9 protein-coding genes are annotated in these 14323 nt (G+C 59.8%); 4 read left to right on the top strand and 5 right to left on the bottom strand.

Going from position 1 to position 14323, the window contains the following annotated elements:
- Positions 1–301: 301 nt before the first annotated feature.
- Positions 302–2389, top strand: a complete 2088-nt coding sequence (locus U367_RS0112635; RefSeq protein WP_028617249.1) for an LTA synthase family protein — start codon at positions 302–304, stop codon at positions 2387–2389.
- Between the two features lie 166 nt (positions 2390–2555).
- On the opposite strand, the gene U367_RS1000000130890 is transcribed toward U367_RS0112635, so the two are convergent.
- Positions 2556–2708, bottom strand: a complete 153-nt coding sequence (locus U367_RS1000000130890) for a DUF3309 family protein (protein ID WP_015885095.1) — start codon at positions 2706–2708, stop codon at positions 2556–2558.
- A gap of 328 nt (positions 2709–3036) precedes the next feature.
- Between U367_RS1000000130890 and U367_RS0112625 the strand changes: the two genes are divergently transcribed.
- Positions 3037–3852, top strand: a complete 816-nt coding sequence (locus tag U367_RS0112625) for an SDR family oxidoreductase (protein WP_028617248.1) — start codon at positions 3037–3039, stop codon at positions 3850–3852.
- Between the two features lie 129 nt (positions 3853–3981).
- Positions 3982–4185 (top strand): carbon storage regulator CsrA, encoded by a 204-nt coding sequence (csrA, locus tag U367_RS0112620; protein WP_028617247.1) that lies wholly within the window; start codon positions 3982–3984, stop codon positions 4183–4185.
- A gap of 7 nt (positions 4186–4192) precedes the next feature.
- Here csrA and U367_RS0112615 read toward each other — a convergent pair whose 3' ends face one another.
- Genes U367_RS0112615 through U367_RS0112600 form a run of 4 tightly spaced genes read right to left on the bottom strand, consistent with a single transcriptional unit; the run spans position 4193 to position 9198 of the window.
- Positions 4193–4420 carry a YheU family protein gene (locus tag U367_RS0112615; RefSeq protein ID WP_028617246.1) on the bottom strand — a complete coding sequence of 76 codons (228 nt, stop codon included), beginning with the start codon at positions 4418–4420 and terminating at the stop codon, positions 4193–4195.
- Positions 4421–4479: 59 nt separating this feature from the next.
- The gene (locus U367_RS0112610; protein ID WP_016976388.1) at positions 4480–5664 is read right to left on the bottom strand and encodes an osmoprotectant NAGGN system M42 family peptidase; all 1185 of its coding nucleotides are present in this window, start codon (positions 5662–5664) and stop codon (positions 4480–4482) included.
- 24 nt (positions 5665–5688) lie between these two features.
- A complete protein-coding gene (ngg, locus tag U367_RS0112605; RefSeq protein WP_028617245.1) occupies positions 5689–7422 on the bottom strand; it encodes an N-acetylglutaminylglutamine synthetase in 1734 nt (577 codons plus the stop codon).
- 3 nt (positions 7423–7425) lie between these two features.
- Positions 7426–9198, bottom strand: a complete 1773-nt coding sequence (locus U367_RS0112600) for an N-acetylglutaminylglutamine amidotransferase (protein WP_028617244.1) — start codon at positions 9196–9198, stop codon at positions 7426–7428.
- Positions 9199–9613: 415 nt separating this feature from the next.
- Here U367_RS0112600 and U367_RS0112595 point away from each other — a divergent pair, with 415 nt between their 5' ends.
- A complete protein-coding gene (locus U367_RS0112595) occupies positions 9614–14311 on the top strand; it encodes an NEL-type E3 ubiquitin ligase domain-containing protein (RefSeq protein WP_161634122.1) in 4698 nt (1565 codons plus the stop codon).
- Positions 14312–14323: the final 12 nt, after the last annotated feature.

Genomic DNA, 14323 nt, shown 5'->3' with positions numbered 1-14323 from the left:
GCAGTCTATCGGTCACGGATGTTTCGACTGACACACTGCATTCGCGAGCAAGCCCGCTCCCACATTGGTTTCGGCACATCATTAGATTTATGTTTCGAAATATTCGCTGCACAGAATTTTCACATCCCATCCAAGACAATTCGCCGGCTTTATTTCCCTGCCAGGGCTCTATTCCAAGCGCCACTAAAGGCGGGGCTGCGGTGTGCGTTCAGTAATTAATAGCCTTGCTGGCATTGATCGGGCACCATTCGCGCCACTGCACCACTTCGTCACTTAAACTTCCAATGGGTCCTAAAACGACATGGCAAACCCGGACGCCCTGAATCAGCAGCGAGCTTCAAATCGCTTGCTGCAACCGACCGTCAAATCCCATCTGGCGTACACGCTGCTCTGCGCACTGGTCATGATGGTGATGTTCTCCCTGCTGCGCCTGGCGCTGCTGGTGTACAACCGCGAAATGATCCTCGACACGCCGGCCTCGACCTTCCTGGAAGCGTTTGTCAATGGCACGCGCTTCGACATCCGCTTTGTGATGTACGCGTTGGTTCCGCTGCTGCTGGCGCTGTTCAGCGTCCGCGCCATGGCCGCGCGTGGGTTCTTCCGTCTGTGGCTGACCGTCGCGTCCAGCATTGCCCTGTTCCTGGGCCTGATGGAAATGGACTTCTACCGTGAATTCCACCAGCGCCTCAACGGTCTGGTCTTCCAATATGTGAAGGAAGACCCGAAAACCGTGATGAGCATGCTCTGGTACGGTTTCCCGGTGGTGCGCTACCTGCTGGCCTGGGCCGTGGGGACGCTGATCCTGAGCATGGCCTTTAAGGGCGCCGACCGCGCAACGCGCCCACGCGGGCCGTTCAGCGGTGGCAGTATCGGCACCCGTCAAGTGGCACCGTGGTACACCCGCATTGCGGTGTTTGTGGTCTGCCTGCTGATCGCCGTGGTCGCCATTCGTGGCACCCTGCGCCAGGGCCCGCCGCTGCGTTGGGGGGACGTGTACACCACCGACTCGAACTTCGCCAACCAGTTGGGCCTCAATGGCACGCTGTCGTTGATCGGTGCGGCCAAGGCACGTTTCTCTGAACACCGTGACAATACCTGGAAAGCCACACTGGAGCAGCCGCTGGCGACCCAGACCGTGCGTGACATGCTGGTGCTGCCGACCGAAAAACTGGTGGATACCGACACCGCCGCCGTGCGCCGTGAGTTCACTCCGCCGGCCGAGAAAACCCTGCCGATCAAGAACGTCGTCGTGATCCTGATGGAAAGCTTCGCCGGTCACTCGGTAGGCGCGCTGGGGCGTCCGGGCAATATCACGCCGTACTTCGACAAACTGTCCAAGGAAGGCTTGCTGTTCGACCGTTTCTTCTCCAACGGCACGCACACCCACCAGGGGATGTTCGCCACCATGGCGTGCTTCCCGAACCTGCCGGCGTTCGAATACCTGATGCAGACCCCTGAAGGCAGCCACAAGCTGTCGGGCCTCCCGCAGTTGCTCAGTGCGCGCAAGTTTGACGATGTGTATGTCTACAACGGCGATTTCGCCTGGGACAACCAGTCGGGCTTTTTCAGCAACCAGGGCATGACCAACTTCATCGGTCGTAACGACTTCGTCGACCCGGTGTTCTCCGACCCGACCTGGGGCGTGTCCGACCAGGATATGTTCAACCGTGGCCTGGAAGAATTGAAAGCCCGCGAAGGCGGCAAGCCGTTCTATGCCTTGCTGCAAACCCTGTCCAACCACACGCCGTATGCCTTGCCGACGCCATTGCCGGTGGAGAAGGTCACGGGTCGTGGCAGCCTCGACGAGCATTTGACGGCGATGCGCTACTCCGACTGGGCCTTGGGCCAGTTCTTTGAAAAAGCCCGCAAGGAGCCGTACTTCAAGGAAACCCTGTTCGTCATCGTGGGCGACCACGGCTTCGGTAACGAGCAGCAAATCACCGAAATGGATCTGGGCCGCTTCAACGTGCCGATGCTGATGATTGCACCAGGCATCCAAGAGAAGTTCGGCGAGCGTGACCACACCGTCGGCACCCAGATCGACATCGTGCCGACCATCATGGGCCGCCTGGGTGGCGAAACCCTGCACCAGTGCTGGGGTCGCGACCTGCTGAACCTGCCGGAAGGCGACAAGGGCTTTGGCGTGATCAAGCCTTCAGGCAGCGACCAGACGGTCGCGTTGCTCACCGGCGACCGGGTGTTGGTACTGCCGAAGGAAATGCCGCCCAAGCTGTGGGAATATGAGCTGGGCGCCAACCCGACCGGCAAAGTGATTGCTGAATCGCCGGACGAAGCTGCATTACGGCAGAAGCTGGAGTCATTCCTGCAGACGGCAACCAAGAGCCTGTTGGATAACACTGCCGGCGTAGTTGACGGTAAGCCGGACTAATTAACCGGCAATAAAAAAGAGGCCTTCAAAGGCCTCTTTTTTTTGCTTTGTTTACTGTAGGAGCGGGCTTGCCCGCGAAAAACGCAAGGGCAACGCGTTTATTCAGAAACTCCGTGTCACCGTTAACGATCTTCGCGAACAAGCTCAATCCTAGAGGGGTTGGCTTTTATATCCGGCCGAGCAACAACAGTACCAGCAGGACCACCAGTACGACACCCAGAATACCCGACGGGCCATAACCCCAGTTGCGCGAGTGAGGGAATACTGGCAGACCACCGACCAGCAGGAGGATCAGGATAATGATCAGAATGAGGCTCATGGTTTTTTTCCTTATTGGCCTTCTGCAAAGACCGGTTATTTACGATAGGCCCGCTAGTTGATTCACGAACGCCTTAACAACTCCGACTGTCGACAACTGCGGAAAATTCAGTATTTTTTTAAAGCATTTCGCAAACTTGCTTATTTCTTTTAATGCGTTCGCGAATGTGCGTGGTTAGTTGAAAAATATTGAACTTAGGCTATACGCGAGCCTCCGACCCAGCTGCCGGTTTGCCAGGGGCATTCATCATTCTGATGGTGGATGGGGGCAGGAAAGACCTTCGCTACACTGCCGGTCACTTCTTCCGTGAACCACAAGGCTACTTCTTATGCAAAATCGCATGATGATCACTGGTGCCGGGTCGGGCCTGGGCCGCGAAATCGCTTTGCGTTGGGCCCGTGAAGGGTGGCAGTTGGCTTTGTCGGACGTCAGCGAGCCGGGCCTGCAGGAAACTCTTAAACTGGTACGCGAGGCAGGCGGCGACGGGTTTATCCAGCGTTGCGATGTGCGCGACTACAGCCAGCTCACCGCGTTTGCCCAGGCTTGCGAGGTCAAGTTGGGTGGCATCGATGTGATCGTCAACAATGCCGGCGTGGCCTCCGGTGGGTTCTTTGCCGAACTGTCCCTGGAGGACTGGGATTGGCAGATCGCAATCAACCTGATGGGCGTGGTCAAGGGCTGCAAAGCGTTCCTGCCGCTGCTGGAAAAGAGCAAGGGTCGCATCATCAACATCGCGTCCATGGCGGCATTGATGCAGGGGCCGGCGATGAGCAACTACAACGTAGCCAAGGCCGGCGTGGTCGCGCTGTCGGAAAGCCTGCTGGTGGAACTCAAGCAGCAGGAAGTCGGCGTGCACGTGGTGTGTCCATCGTTCTTCCAGACCAACCTGCTCGATTCGTTTCGTGGGCCAACCCCGGCGATGAAGGCCCAGGTGGGCAAGTTGCTTGAAAGCTCGCCGATTTCGGCGGCGCAGATTGCCGATTACATCTACCAGCGCGTGGCAGAGGGCGAGTTCATGATCCTGCCCCATGAACAAGGGCGGATGGCGTGGGCCTTGAAGCAAAAGAACCCGCAGTTGCTCTATGACGAGATGACCACTATGGCCGACAAAATGCGCGCCAAAGCGCAGGCGGCCAAGGGCTGATCAGGCAGTGCTCTGTCAGGTAATTTACCTGCTCTTGTAGGCAGTGCCTGTTTTCGTCGCGAGCCATTGCTGCGGCCCACCCAGTGCGCGCATGGTCGAGGTCCTTTCATTGTTAAAAGGACAACCGCCATGCTGGTCCTAAGCCGCGGTGTAGGCGAAGTCATTTCCATCGGCGATGACATCGCCGTGCACATCCTTGAGTTGAACGGTAACCAGGTGAAATTCGGCGTTGGCGCGCCGGCCGGGGTGCCGGTTCATCGAGCGGAGGTGTACCAGAAAATCCTCGAACGCCAAGGCGCCAGAACGCATCCGGAGCCTGTGCCCAACCCTTGAAACCCGGTCAGTCGAACAGATGCTTGGGCACGTCGTGCTTGAGCATCAACTGGCACTGCTCGCTCTCCGGGTCGAACACGATCAGTGCCTGGCCCTTGGTCAATGCCCGGCGCACGCGCAGCACGCGGGTTTCCAGGGGCGTGTCGTCGCCATTGTCGGTGCCGTCACGGGTGACAAAGTCTTCGATGAGGCGGGTGAGGGTGTCGACTTCAAGTGCGTCGTAGGGAATCAGCATACAAGCCTCGGGTGATGGATCCCGGCGATGCTACTGCGCCGGGATCATAGTTGCCAGCCTCAGGACTTGTTGCCCACCAGGCTGTCCACCGATGGCACACGGGTATCGCTCTCCATCTGCGTCTCGTGCTCGATCTGATGGCTGAATCGATCAAGGGAGCCCTGGGCCGGTTGCGCATCACTGGCGAACACTGGCGGGCTGAGAATGTAAGCACCCAGCAAACGACTCAGGGCCGCGAGGCTATCGATGTGGGTACGCTCGTAGCCATGGGTCGCATCGCAACCGAACGCCAGCAAGGCCGTGCGGATATCGTGGCCGGCGGTGACCGCTGAATGTGCATCGCTGAAGTAATAGCGGAAGAGGTCGCGGCGCACGGGTAATTCATTCTCCGACGCCAGGCGCAGCAAATGCCGCGACAGGTGATAGTCATACGGCCCGCCGGAATCCTGCATCGCCACGCTTACCGCGTGCTCGCTTGAATGCTGGCCGGGGGCGACCGGGGCGATATCGATGCCGACAAACTCACTGACGTCCCAAGGCAAGGCAGCAGCCGCACCGCTGCCGGTTTCCTCGGTGATGGTGAACAGCGGATGGCAGTCGATCAGCAGGGGTTCGCCACTGTCGACGATGGCCTTGAGCGCGGCGAGCAGGGCGGCGACACCGGCCTTGTCATCCAGGTGGCGGGCGCTGATGTGGCCGCTCTCGGTGAATTCCGGCAACGGGTCGAAGGCCACATAGTCACCGATGCCAATCCCCAGGGAATCGCAATCGGCGCGGGTCGCGCAGTAGGCGTCGAGGCGAAGTTCCACGTGATCCCAGCTCACCGGCATTTCATCCACGGCGGTGTTGAACGCATGCCCGGAGGCCATCAGCGGCAACACGCTGCCACGGATCACACCGTTATCGGTGAACAGGCTGACGCGGCTGCCCTCGGCGAACCTGCTCGACCAGCAGCCCACCGGTGCCAGGCTCAGGCGGCCATTGTCCTTGATTGCACGCACGGCGGCGCCGATGGTGTCCAGGTGAGCGGACACGGCGCGGTCTGGGCTGTTTTTTTGGCCTTTCAACGTAGCGCGGATGGTGCCGCGCCGGGTCATTTCGAAGGGAATGCCCAGTTCTTCCAGGCGCTCGGCGACGTAACGCACGATGGTGTCGGTAAATCCGGTAGGGCTGGGAATAGCGAGCATTTCCAGCAGGACTTTTTGCAGGTAATTCAGATCCGGTTCGGGGATGGTTCGGCTCATAAAGACTCCTGGGGTTCGGATCGTTCAGCTATGGGGAAACAGCAAATCCACAAATTTCTCCGCGGTAGGCTGCGGTTCATGATTGGCCAGGCCGGCCCGTTCATTGGCTTCGATAAACACGTATTCGGGTTGATCGGCGGCGGGCACCATCAGGTCCAGACCCACCATTGGGATGTCCAGGGCACGGGCGGCGCGCACGGCGGCGTCCACCAGCGTTGGGTGCAGGATCGCGGTGACATCTTCAAGGCACCCGCCGGTGTGCAGGTTGGCGGTGCGGCGCACGGCCAGGGTCTGACCACGGGGCAGGATGCTGCTGTAGTCGAAACCGGCGGCTTTCAAGGTGCGTTCGGTTTCGGCATCCAACGGGATTTTGCTTTCACCGTCGGTGGCGGCCTGGCGGCGACGGCTCTGGGCTTCGATCAACGCGCCGATGGAATGGTGGCCATCACCGGTCACTTCGGCAGGGCGACGGATCGCAGCGGCGACCACCTCGAAACCAATCACCAGGATGCGCAGGTCCAACCCTTCGTGAAAGCTCTCCAGCAACACACGGCTGTCGAACTGCCGCGCGGCTTCAATCGCCTGCTGCACCTCCTCGATGCTTTGCAGATCCACTGCCACACCCTGGCCTTGTTCGCCATCCAACGGCTTGACCACGATGCGCTGGTGTTCGTCGAGAAACTCCAGGTTGTCATCCGCGCTGCCCGCGAGTTGCTGTGACGGCAGTTTCAAACCGGCGGCTTTCAGCACTTTGTGGGTCAGGCTTTTGTCCTGGCACAGGGTCATGCTGATGGCGCTGGTCAAATCGCTCAAGGATTCACGGCAACGCACGCGACGCCCGCCATGGCTCAGCGTGAACAAGCCCGCATCGGCGTCATCCACTTGCACGTCGATGCCACGCCGATGGGCTTCCTCGACAATGATCCGCGCATAGGGATTGAACCCCGCCTGTGGGCCCGGGCCGAGAAACAGCGGCTGGTTGATGCCGTTCTTGCGCTTGATCGCAAAAGTGGTCAGCGCGCGAAAGCCAAGCTTGGCGTAAAGGTTCTTGGCCTGGCGGTTATCGTGCAACACCGACAAGTCCAGATAGCTCAGGCCACGGCTCATGAAGTGCTCCACCAAATGGCGCACCAATACTTCGCCCACGCCGGGCCGCGTGCATTGCGGATCGACTGCCAGGCACCACAGGCTGCAACCGTTTTCCGGGTCGTGAAAGGCCTTTTGGTGATTGAGGCCCATGACGCTGCCGATCACCGCGCCGCTGTCTTCGTCTTCCGCCAGCCAATACACCGGGCCACCTTGATGGCGCGGTGTGAGGCGTTCGGCGTCGACCGGCAACATGCCGCGGCCTTGATACAACTGATTCACCGCCAACCAATCCGCCTCGGTCTGGACCCGGCGAATGCGGAAACCGCGAAACACCCGAGTGGCCGGGCGATAGTCGCTGAACCACAGGCGCAAGGTATCGGACGGGTCAAGGAACAACTGCTGCGGATCAATCCCCAGAATCTGCTGGGGCGCCGCCACATACAGTGCGATATCCCGTTCGCCCGGCTGCTCGTTGAGCAACTCTTGGGCGAGGCTGGCAGGGTCTGGGAATGTATGACCGATCAACAGCCGGCCCCAACCGCAATGCACGGCAATTGGTTCGGCTGCCAAGGGGCTGCCATCTTCCGCCAGGCGCGCTTGCAGGCGCTCATAAGTGGGCGCCTGGCCTTTGAGCAAGCGTTGGCTGTAAGCCGCTGCATGGGGTTTCATCGATCAGATTCCTTGTTCGCTGAGCCATAGGTTCAGCGCCGCCAGCTGCCACAACTTGGAGCCGCGCAGCGGGGTCAATTGGCCTTGCGGGTCAGTGAGCAAACGGTCGAGCATCGCGGGATTGAACAGGCCACGATCCTGGCTCGGGTCGAGTAGCAGTTCGCGTACCCAGTTCAGGGTATCGCCCTGCAAGTGCTTGAGGCCCGGCACCGGGAAATAGCCTTTTTTGCGGTCGATGACTTCGCTCGGGATCACGCGACGCGCAGCTTCTTTCAACACCTGCTTGCCGCCATCAGGCAGTTTGAACTTGCCAGGCACACGGGCCGAGAGTTCCACCAGGCGATAGTCCAGAAACGGCGTGCGCGCTTCCAGGCCCCAGGCCATGGTCATGTTGTCGACACGTTTGACCGGGTCGTCCACCAGCATCACCGTGCTGTCCAGGCGCAGGGCCTTGTCCACGGCGGCGTCGGCGCCGGGCATGGCGAAATGTTCGCGCACAAAGTCGCCGGCGGCGTCGTTGGCAGTCAGCCATTTCGGCGCGACAGTGGCCGCGTAGTCGTCGTAGCTACGGTCGAAAAAAGCCTCGCGATAAGCCGCGTAGGGATCGCTCGCCCCGTCCACCTGCGGGTACCAGTGGTAACCGGCGAACAGTTCATCCGCGCCCTGGCCGCTCTGTACCACTTTGCAATGTTTGGCCACTTCCCGCGACAGCAGGTAGAAGGCGATGCAGTCGTGGCTGACCATCGGCTCGCTCATCGCGCGGAACGCGGCGGGCAGTTGCTCGATGATCTCGCTTTCGGCAATGCGCAGTTGGTGGTGACGGGTGCCGTAGTGCTTGGCGATCAGGTCCGAGTACTGGAACTCGTTGCCCGCTTCGCCACCGGCATCTTCAAAACCGATGGAAAACGTCGACAGATCCTGTACGCCCACTTCACGCAGCAGGCCGACGAGCATGCTCGAATCGACGCCACCGGAAAGCAGCACGCCCACATCCACAGCCGCACGTTGGCGAATGGCCACGGCTTCGCGGGTGCTGTCGAGCACGCGGTCGGTCCAGTCTTCGAGAGTGAGGTTTTTTTCATCGTCGTGTGGGCCGTAGGGCAGGGTCCACCACACTTTCTGCTCGGTGTTGCCGCTGGCGTCGATGCGCATCCAACTGGCCGGCGGCATTTTTTCGACGCCGGCGAGCAAGGTGCGCGGTGCAGGCACCACGGCGTGGAAGTTCAGGTAATGGTTAAGCGCAACCGGATCCAGGATCGGATTGATGTCGCCGCCTTTAAGCAACGCCGGCAGTGCCGAAGCGAAGCGCAACCGCTGGCCGGTACGCGACAGGTATAACGGCTTCACGCCCAGGCGGTCACGGGCAATAAACAGGCGCTGGGCGTCACGCTCCCAGATCGCAAAAGCAAACATGCCGTTGAGCTTGGGCAGCAGCGCTTCGCCCCAGGCGTGATAGCCCTTGAGCAGCACTTCGGTGTCGCCGCCGGAATAGAAGGCGTAGCCCAGGGCTTCCAGCTCTTCACGCAGTTCCGGGAAGTTATAGATCGCGCCGTTGAAGGCCAGGGACAGGCCCAGGTGCGCATCGACCATCGGTTGGGCCGAGCCGTCCGACAGGTCCATGATTTTCAGGCGTCGATGCCCCAAGGCAATCGGCCCTTGGGCGTGGAAGCCCCAGGCGTCGGGCCCACGGGGGGCCAGATGATGGGTAATGCGCTCAATCGCAGCCAGGTCGGCAGGTTGGGCATCGAAACGTAATTCGCCAGCTAATCCGCACATAAATTCCTTACCGGTTTTTCCGTTGGGGAGGGGAAACACTCAATACGCCCAGAAGGGCGCGTACCCAGAAACTGACACACGCCTATCCTGGGAGTTTTAGAACAATCGGTTATAAGGCAAAGAGCCTTGATCGGTTGAATGCCAGTCTGCGTGTGCCGTGGCGTTGGCTTAAATGGCGGTAAACAACGCTGGGATGCATGCAAAAAGTCGGGGGGTCGGGTGCCTGATCGCCCGAGTATTTGCGTCATTTGAATCCAGGATCGGCCTTATCGTTGGGCGGTATTTCTCAACGCAATAAGGATGATTGCCAATGACTGAGACACAGGATTCAAGCCACGCCGTTACGCCGGTGTCGGAGGAGGACGTTACCGCCGCGCTGTTGGAACTGACGGGAGACCTGGATATAGCCCTGGTGTTGCAGCAAAAATTGCCCGCCTGGTGGAAGGATGCCGATGCCGCCACTCTCCAAGCGCTGCAACAGGCCCATGAACAGAGTGAACGACCGCGCGAACAGGCAGCTCGGTTGTTGGGGCGTGTCAAACCGCTCAAACAATTTTGCGCCGAGAAACTCAAGGCGTTTCTGTCCGCCAAGGGGCATGCGTCGCTGAATGTCGAACTCGACATGCTGGAAGTGCCGCGGCGCACTTTCACAATGACCAGCGTTTTCGGACCGACGTATGATCAGATCAAGATTGAGAAGCACAGCTTGCTGCAGGCGGCCATGCAGAACTTCTCGCAGGATGGAGCCGAGCTGCCGAAAGGCTCGGTCGTTCGTGCCGGGAACACGGTCGTGCGCGGTCTCAGTGCTGAGGCGTTCGCGGGTTACTGTCGTGAACTGGACCTGGGCGCTGCCTACCAACTGCACCTTCGCGATGTGTTCAACCTGCCGGCGCCCAGTGAAGCGGCGCTGGAGTCTGACCGAGGGTACAACCCGGCAGTCTTGCAGCTCGGCAATGCCCGGCGCTTGGAGATGCTGGTTGACTTGCATATTGCGTATGCCAAGGGCGATGTCAGCCCGCCGACCTACACGTTGCTGTCTGAATTGATCAAGCGCGACTTACCGGCCAGCCAGATGGCGCACCTGCTCTTTCAAGGTAAGCCCATGGTGTGGCGAGGTTTGAGTATCGGGGGGGCCTGCGTGTGGGGCGTGATGGTCCTGGCCAATGCCAACGAAGACGGCTTTCCCACGGGGCCGGTGGTGTTGTACATGCCTAACGAGCCGACGCGGCGGTGGTACGAGTACCCGTCGCTGGAGGATTTCAAGCAATACCTGACGCTCAAACTTCAAGTGCAGGCTTATCGGCGTTTTTTTACCGGCTACCTGGCCGAGACCGAACGCTTTCAGTTCTTCCAGCGATTTGATAGGAGCCGAACCCTGGCGCGGCTGGAGCCAATCGAGGAACCGGGCAACCTGTCCAGGTTCTTTTTCAATGTGTGCACCGGCAAGCTGCTGCTGGATGCGATCACATTGGCAGTGCCCACCGCACAGGCCGATGATGACGCTCGCCAGAAACGCCTGCAAAGCTACCTGGATGCAGGCTTGACCCTGCTCAACATTGCAGGGTTCGAGGTGCCGATGATTGGGCTATTGATGATGGGGGAGGGTATTGGCCAGTTACTGGGCGAGATGTTCGAGGGCATCGACGACTGGAGCCACAATGAAAAAACCGAGGCGCTTGAACATTTGGTCAGCGTGGCGGAGAGCATCGCTGGCATGGCAGCGTTCGCCGTAGGGGTGAAGGCCTTCGGTGGGGTCAAGCGATGGGTGACTCGACCGGAGGTGTTTTTTGATGGCATGGAGGCCGTCAAGCGGCCGGACGGCAGCGTGTGGTTATGGCGCCGCCGCACAACGGCATATCGATACCCCCCGGAGGTGGTTTCCGGCACGGTTGCCAATGCCATGGGGGTGTACAAGACCAATGGACACGCTTACGCCAAGATCGAAGCTCGGGTGCATGCGATCGCCTATGACGCCGCTGTGAAGCAGTGGTCTGCCATTCACCCGCTACGCAGCGATGCGTACCGCCCCCCGCTCAAGCACAACGGCACGGCGGGATGGCAGTTTGAGTGGGAGCGGCCTCAAGACTGGGAAGAGCCTGCGTACATTATCACGCGGTCGAATTCATTCCTCGGGACGCTGACGGGGGAGCGGTTGAGGGAACTTGCAACCATCGCCGATTTGTCCCTGCCTCGGTTGCGTTACCTGGCCCAGGAAAACCTGCCATTGCCGGAACGTTTCAATGATGGAGTAGTGCGCTTCATGCAAGAGCAGAAAGTGCGTGACCTGACCTGGCAGCTTGAGCATCAGGCGCAGTTGGATCTGAGTACGGCACGCACCCAAATGCTTGCATTGCCCCATATGCCCGGCTGGCCCCGCGGGCGCTTTTTTGAAGTGCTGGACGAGGAGGGCAACCTGCTTGAAAGCTATCCTGATGCAGCGCCGTTTGACTACGAAGACCTGAGCATTCATATCACCGAAAAGCAGCTTGAACGTGGCGAGGTGATGCCTACGCTGCTGGCCGCATTGGACACGGAGGAAACACAGGCATTGCTGGGTGGCGTCGTAGAGCCTGGCGAAGCAGAAGTGATCTTGAAGCGCCGCTTGTTGAAGTCGCTCGAACGCAGCCATCGGCAGGTTCATGATCAGCTGTACCAGGAAGCCAACGTTATTACGCACAGCGATCATGCGCTGCTTATTCATCACTACCCAGGCTTGCCGAATCGCCAGGCCTGGGAGCTGCTCTCCAACGCTTCGACCCGGCAGCGCGTGCGCCTGCGCGAGACACGGCGGGTGCCCCTGTTGCTGGCGCAACGAACCCGAGAGGCCCTGCGACTGCTTGAAGAAGACCGCGCACTCAGTGGTCTGTACTGGCCGAGATATGGCAATGAGGCCACCCAGCGCCTGGCCGTCGGGCTGCTGGGGCGAGTTGTCGACTGGCCACAGACCCAGGCATTGCAGCTACGCCGCGGTTCGCTCAATGGCGAAGTGATCGCGCAACTCGGCGGGAAGGCGGCGACATTGCACCGGACGGTTGTAGCGTCTGCCGATGGCTTTCAGGCATTTGATGCACGGGGCAAAGCCTTGGGGGCATTAGCAACGGGTGGGGAGGGTTTTTACCAAGCCCTGACCGAGACGTTATCCGCTGATCAAATCGCCACGCTGAGATTGAATGGGACTCAACGTGCCAGCCACTTGAACCAAGAGTTACTGGGCAAGGCCGAAACGGAGCGCAAGACGCTTGCCCGTTACCTCTGGCCGGAGCGCGCAGTGCCCGAGCCGGCGGTGGCGTGTGTTCAGGCGCTGCTGGAGGAGCTGGCGCCACAGCCGGCAGCCTTGATGCGCAAGCTTTGCAAGCTCTACCCCAAGTTGAGTTCACGCCAGCTCACGTTGTTGCTTCAAGACATGGGCACGGATCATTTGTCGCGCGCCAGGGCCGTCAAGGTGTTGCAGCAACAGCTCAAGGCTCTACAGCTCGCGTTGGCACGGTGGTGCGACGAAAAAGCCGCTGTAAAGGGCCTTTCACGCTCGGCCAGGAGTGATTTGCGTGACGGACGCAAAGCAGTCGCCAAGGCGATTGAGCGCAGTTGGAAGCGTAAAACACTGCTGCGCAACGAGCGCGGTATCGAGATGTTCGGACTGGAGCTGGAGGGCCTGAATGTCGGTGCTTTGCCCCAGTTGCCCGTCGGGGTGGATTTTGGTCATGTGCGTCGCTTGGTGTTGCGCAATATGGACCTCGATGATCAGGTCGGGTCTTTTCTTGAGCGCTTCAAGGGGGTCAATATGCTCGACCTGGCGGGCAACAAGTTGACCCAAGTACCGACGGTGTTGTCGCAGATGTCCCTGCTGCGGCGCCTGTACTTGAACTGCAACCAACTGCAACTGACGGAGGCTGGTCGAACGCAACTTGCAACCTTGACCGAACTGCGGGTGTTGAACCTCAACCACAACCCACTGCTAAACGCGCCGCTGATCGATCGGATGTTCGACTTGCGCGCCTTGTTCCTGAACAGTTGTTCTCTGAAGGAGTTGCCAGCGGGGTTTCGACGCCCGCCCTACCTGGAAACGGTTGACCTGCGCGGCAATCACATCACGACACTGCCTCGGTGGCTGTCTGAAGTCCCACGAGTTCTCGCACAAACGCTCCATTTGGGGGATAACCCCCTGGACACGCCTAGCCGCCAGTTGGTCAGTGCCTACCGGAGTCGCGTCGGTGTCGGCATGGGTTTCCTGGAGGATGATCCTGCCCGTTTGACTGAGCAACGGGCGCAAGAGCGCTGGTTAAAGGATATGGGGGCGGATATAGAGATGAAACGCGCCACCTGGGCAGCACTCAGGGCCGAGGAGGGCTCCGAGGGGCTGTTCAATCTCCTCGCCGGACTGGGCAGTACCGCTGATGCAAAAAATGTTCGCGTGGACATGAGCCAACGGGTGTGGTGGGTGTTGGAGGCTGCTGAAGCCGATGCAGGCTTGCGTGCAGAAATCTTTGACCGTGCCGCTACGCCACTCAATTGTGATGATGCTGCAGCTGCAAGCTTCAGCAACCTTGAGGTGCTGACGCTTCTTCATGAGGCTTCAAAAGGCGTCGAGAGCGGCCAGTTGACGGCTGAGCCGCTGCTGAAGTTGAGTAAGGGCCTGTTTCGGCTCGACCAGGTTGAACGCTATGCCCGCAGCCACAGCCTCAGTCATCCCAGCGCCGACCCGTTGGAAGTGAGCCTGGCGTTTCGCATAGGTCTGGCCGACAAGTTAGACCTGCCCGGCCAACCCAGGCATATGCGCTTTGGGCAATTGGCCGAGGTGACGAATAAGGATTTGGTGGCTGCCGCTGACAAGGTTCGGGTGGCCGAGCTTTCATCCGAATTGTTGGACTTTATAGTCGGGTTGCCGTTCTGGATCGACTATTTGAAAAGACGCTTTCAAGGACGGTTTGAAGACGTACTGGGTTCTTTCCACGAACGCGCGCAGCGGGTATTCGATCAACGCCAGACACTGACCGATACCGACTACGTCGAGCAAATGAACGTGATTACCAGTGAGCGCATGCCGGTTGAAGCGGCTGAAATCAGGCGCCAGACCGAGGACGCACTCAAACCCGGCGCGTTGAATGTCTGCTAGGTGCCCGTGTTA

Origin of the sequence: Pseudomonas canadensis (assembly GCF_000503215.1) — a bacterium.
Lineage (GTDB): Bacteria > Pseudomonadota > Gammaproteobacteria > Pseudomonadales > Pseudomonadaceae > Aquipseudomonas > Aquipseudomonas canadensis.
The sequence above is the reverse complement of the archived record's forward strand: the minus strand, read 5'-3'. Positions and strand labels throughout refer to the sequence as shown.

Excerpts from the sequence above, each read along its gene's own strand:
- U367_RS0112635 (WP_028617249.1), top strand. The coding sequence starts at position 302 with ATGGCAAACCCGGACGCCCTGAATCAGCAGCGAGCTTCAAATCGCTTG.
- U367_RS1000000130890 (WP_015885095.1), bottom strand. The coding sequence starts at position 2,708 with ATGAGCCTCATTCTGATCATTATCCTGATCCTCCTGCTGGTCGGTGGT.
- U367_RS0112625 (WP_028617248.1), top strand. The coding sequence starts at position 3,037 with ATGCAAAATCGCATGATGATCACTGGTGCCGGGTCGGGCCTGGGCCGC.
- csrA (WP_028617247.1), top strand. The coding sequence starts at position 3,982 with ATGCTGGTCCTAAGCCGCGGTGTAGGCGAAGTCATTTCCATCGGCGAT.
- U367_RS0112615 (WP_028617246.1), bottom strand. The coding sequence starts at position 4,420 with ATGCTGATTCCCTACGACGCACTTGAAGTCGACACCCTCACCCGCCTC.
- U367_RS0112610 (WP_016976388.1), bottom strand. The coding sequence starts at position 5,664 with ATGAGCCGAACCATCCCCGAACCGGATCTGAATTACCTGCAAAAAGTC.
- ngg (WP_028617245.1), bottom strand. The coding sequence starts at position 7,422 with ATGAAACCCCATGCAGCGGCTTACAGCCAACGCTTGCTCAAAGGCCAG.
- U367_RS0112600 (WP_028617244.1), bottom strand. The coding sequence starts at position 9,198 with ATGTGCGGATTAGCTGGCGAATTACGTTTCGATGCCCAACCTGCCGAC.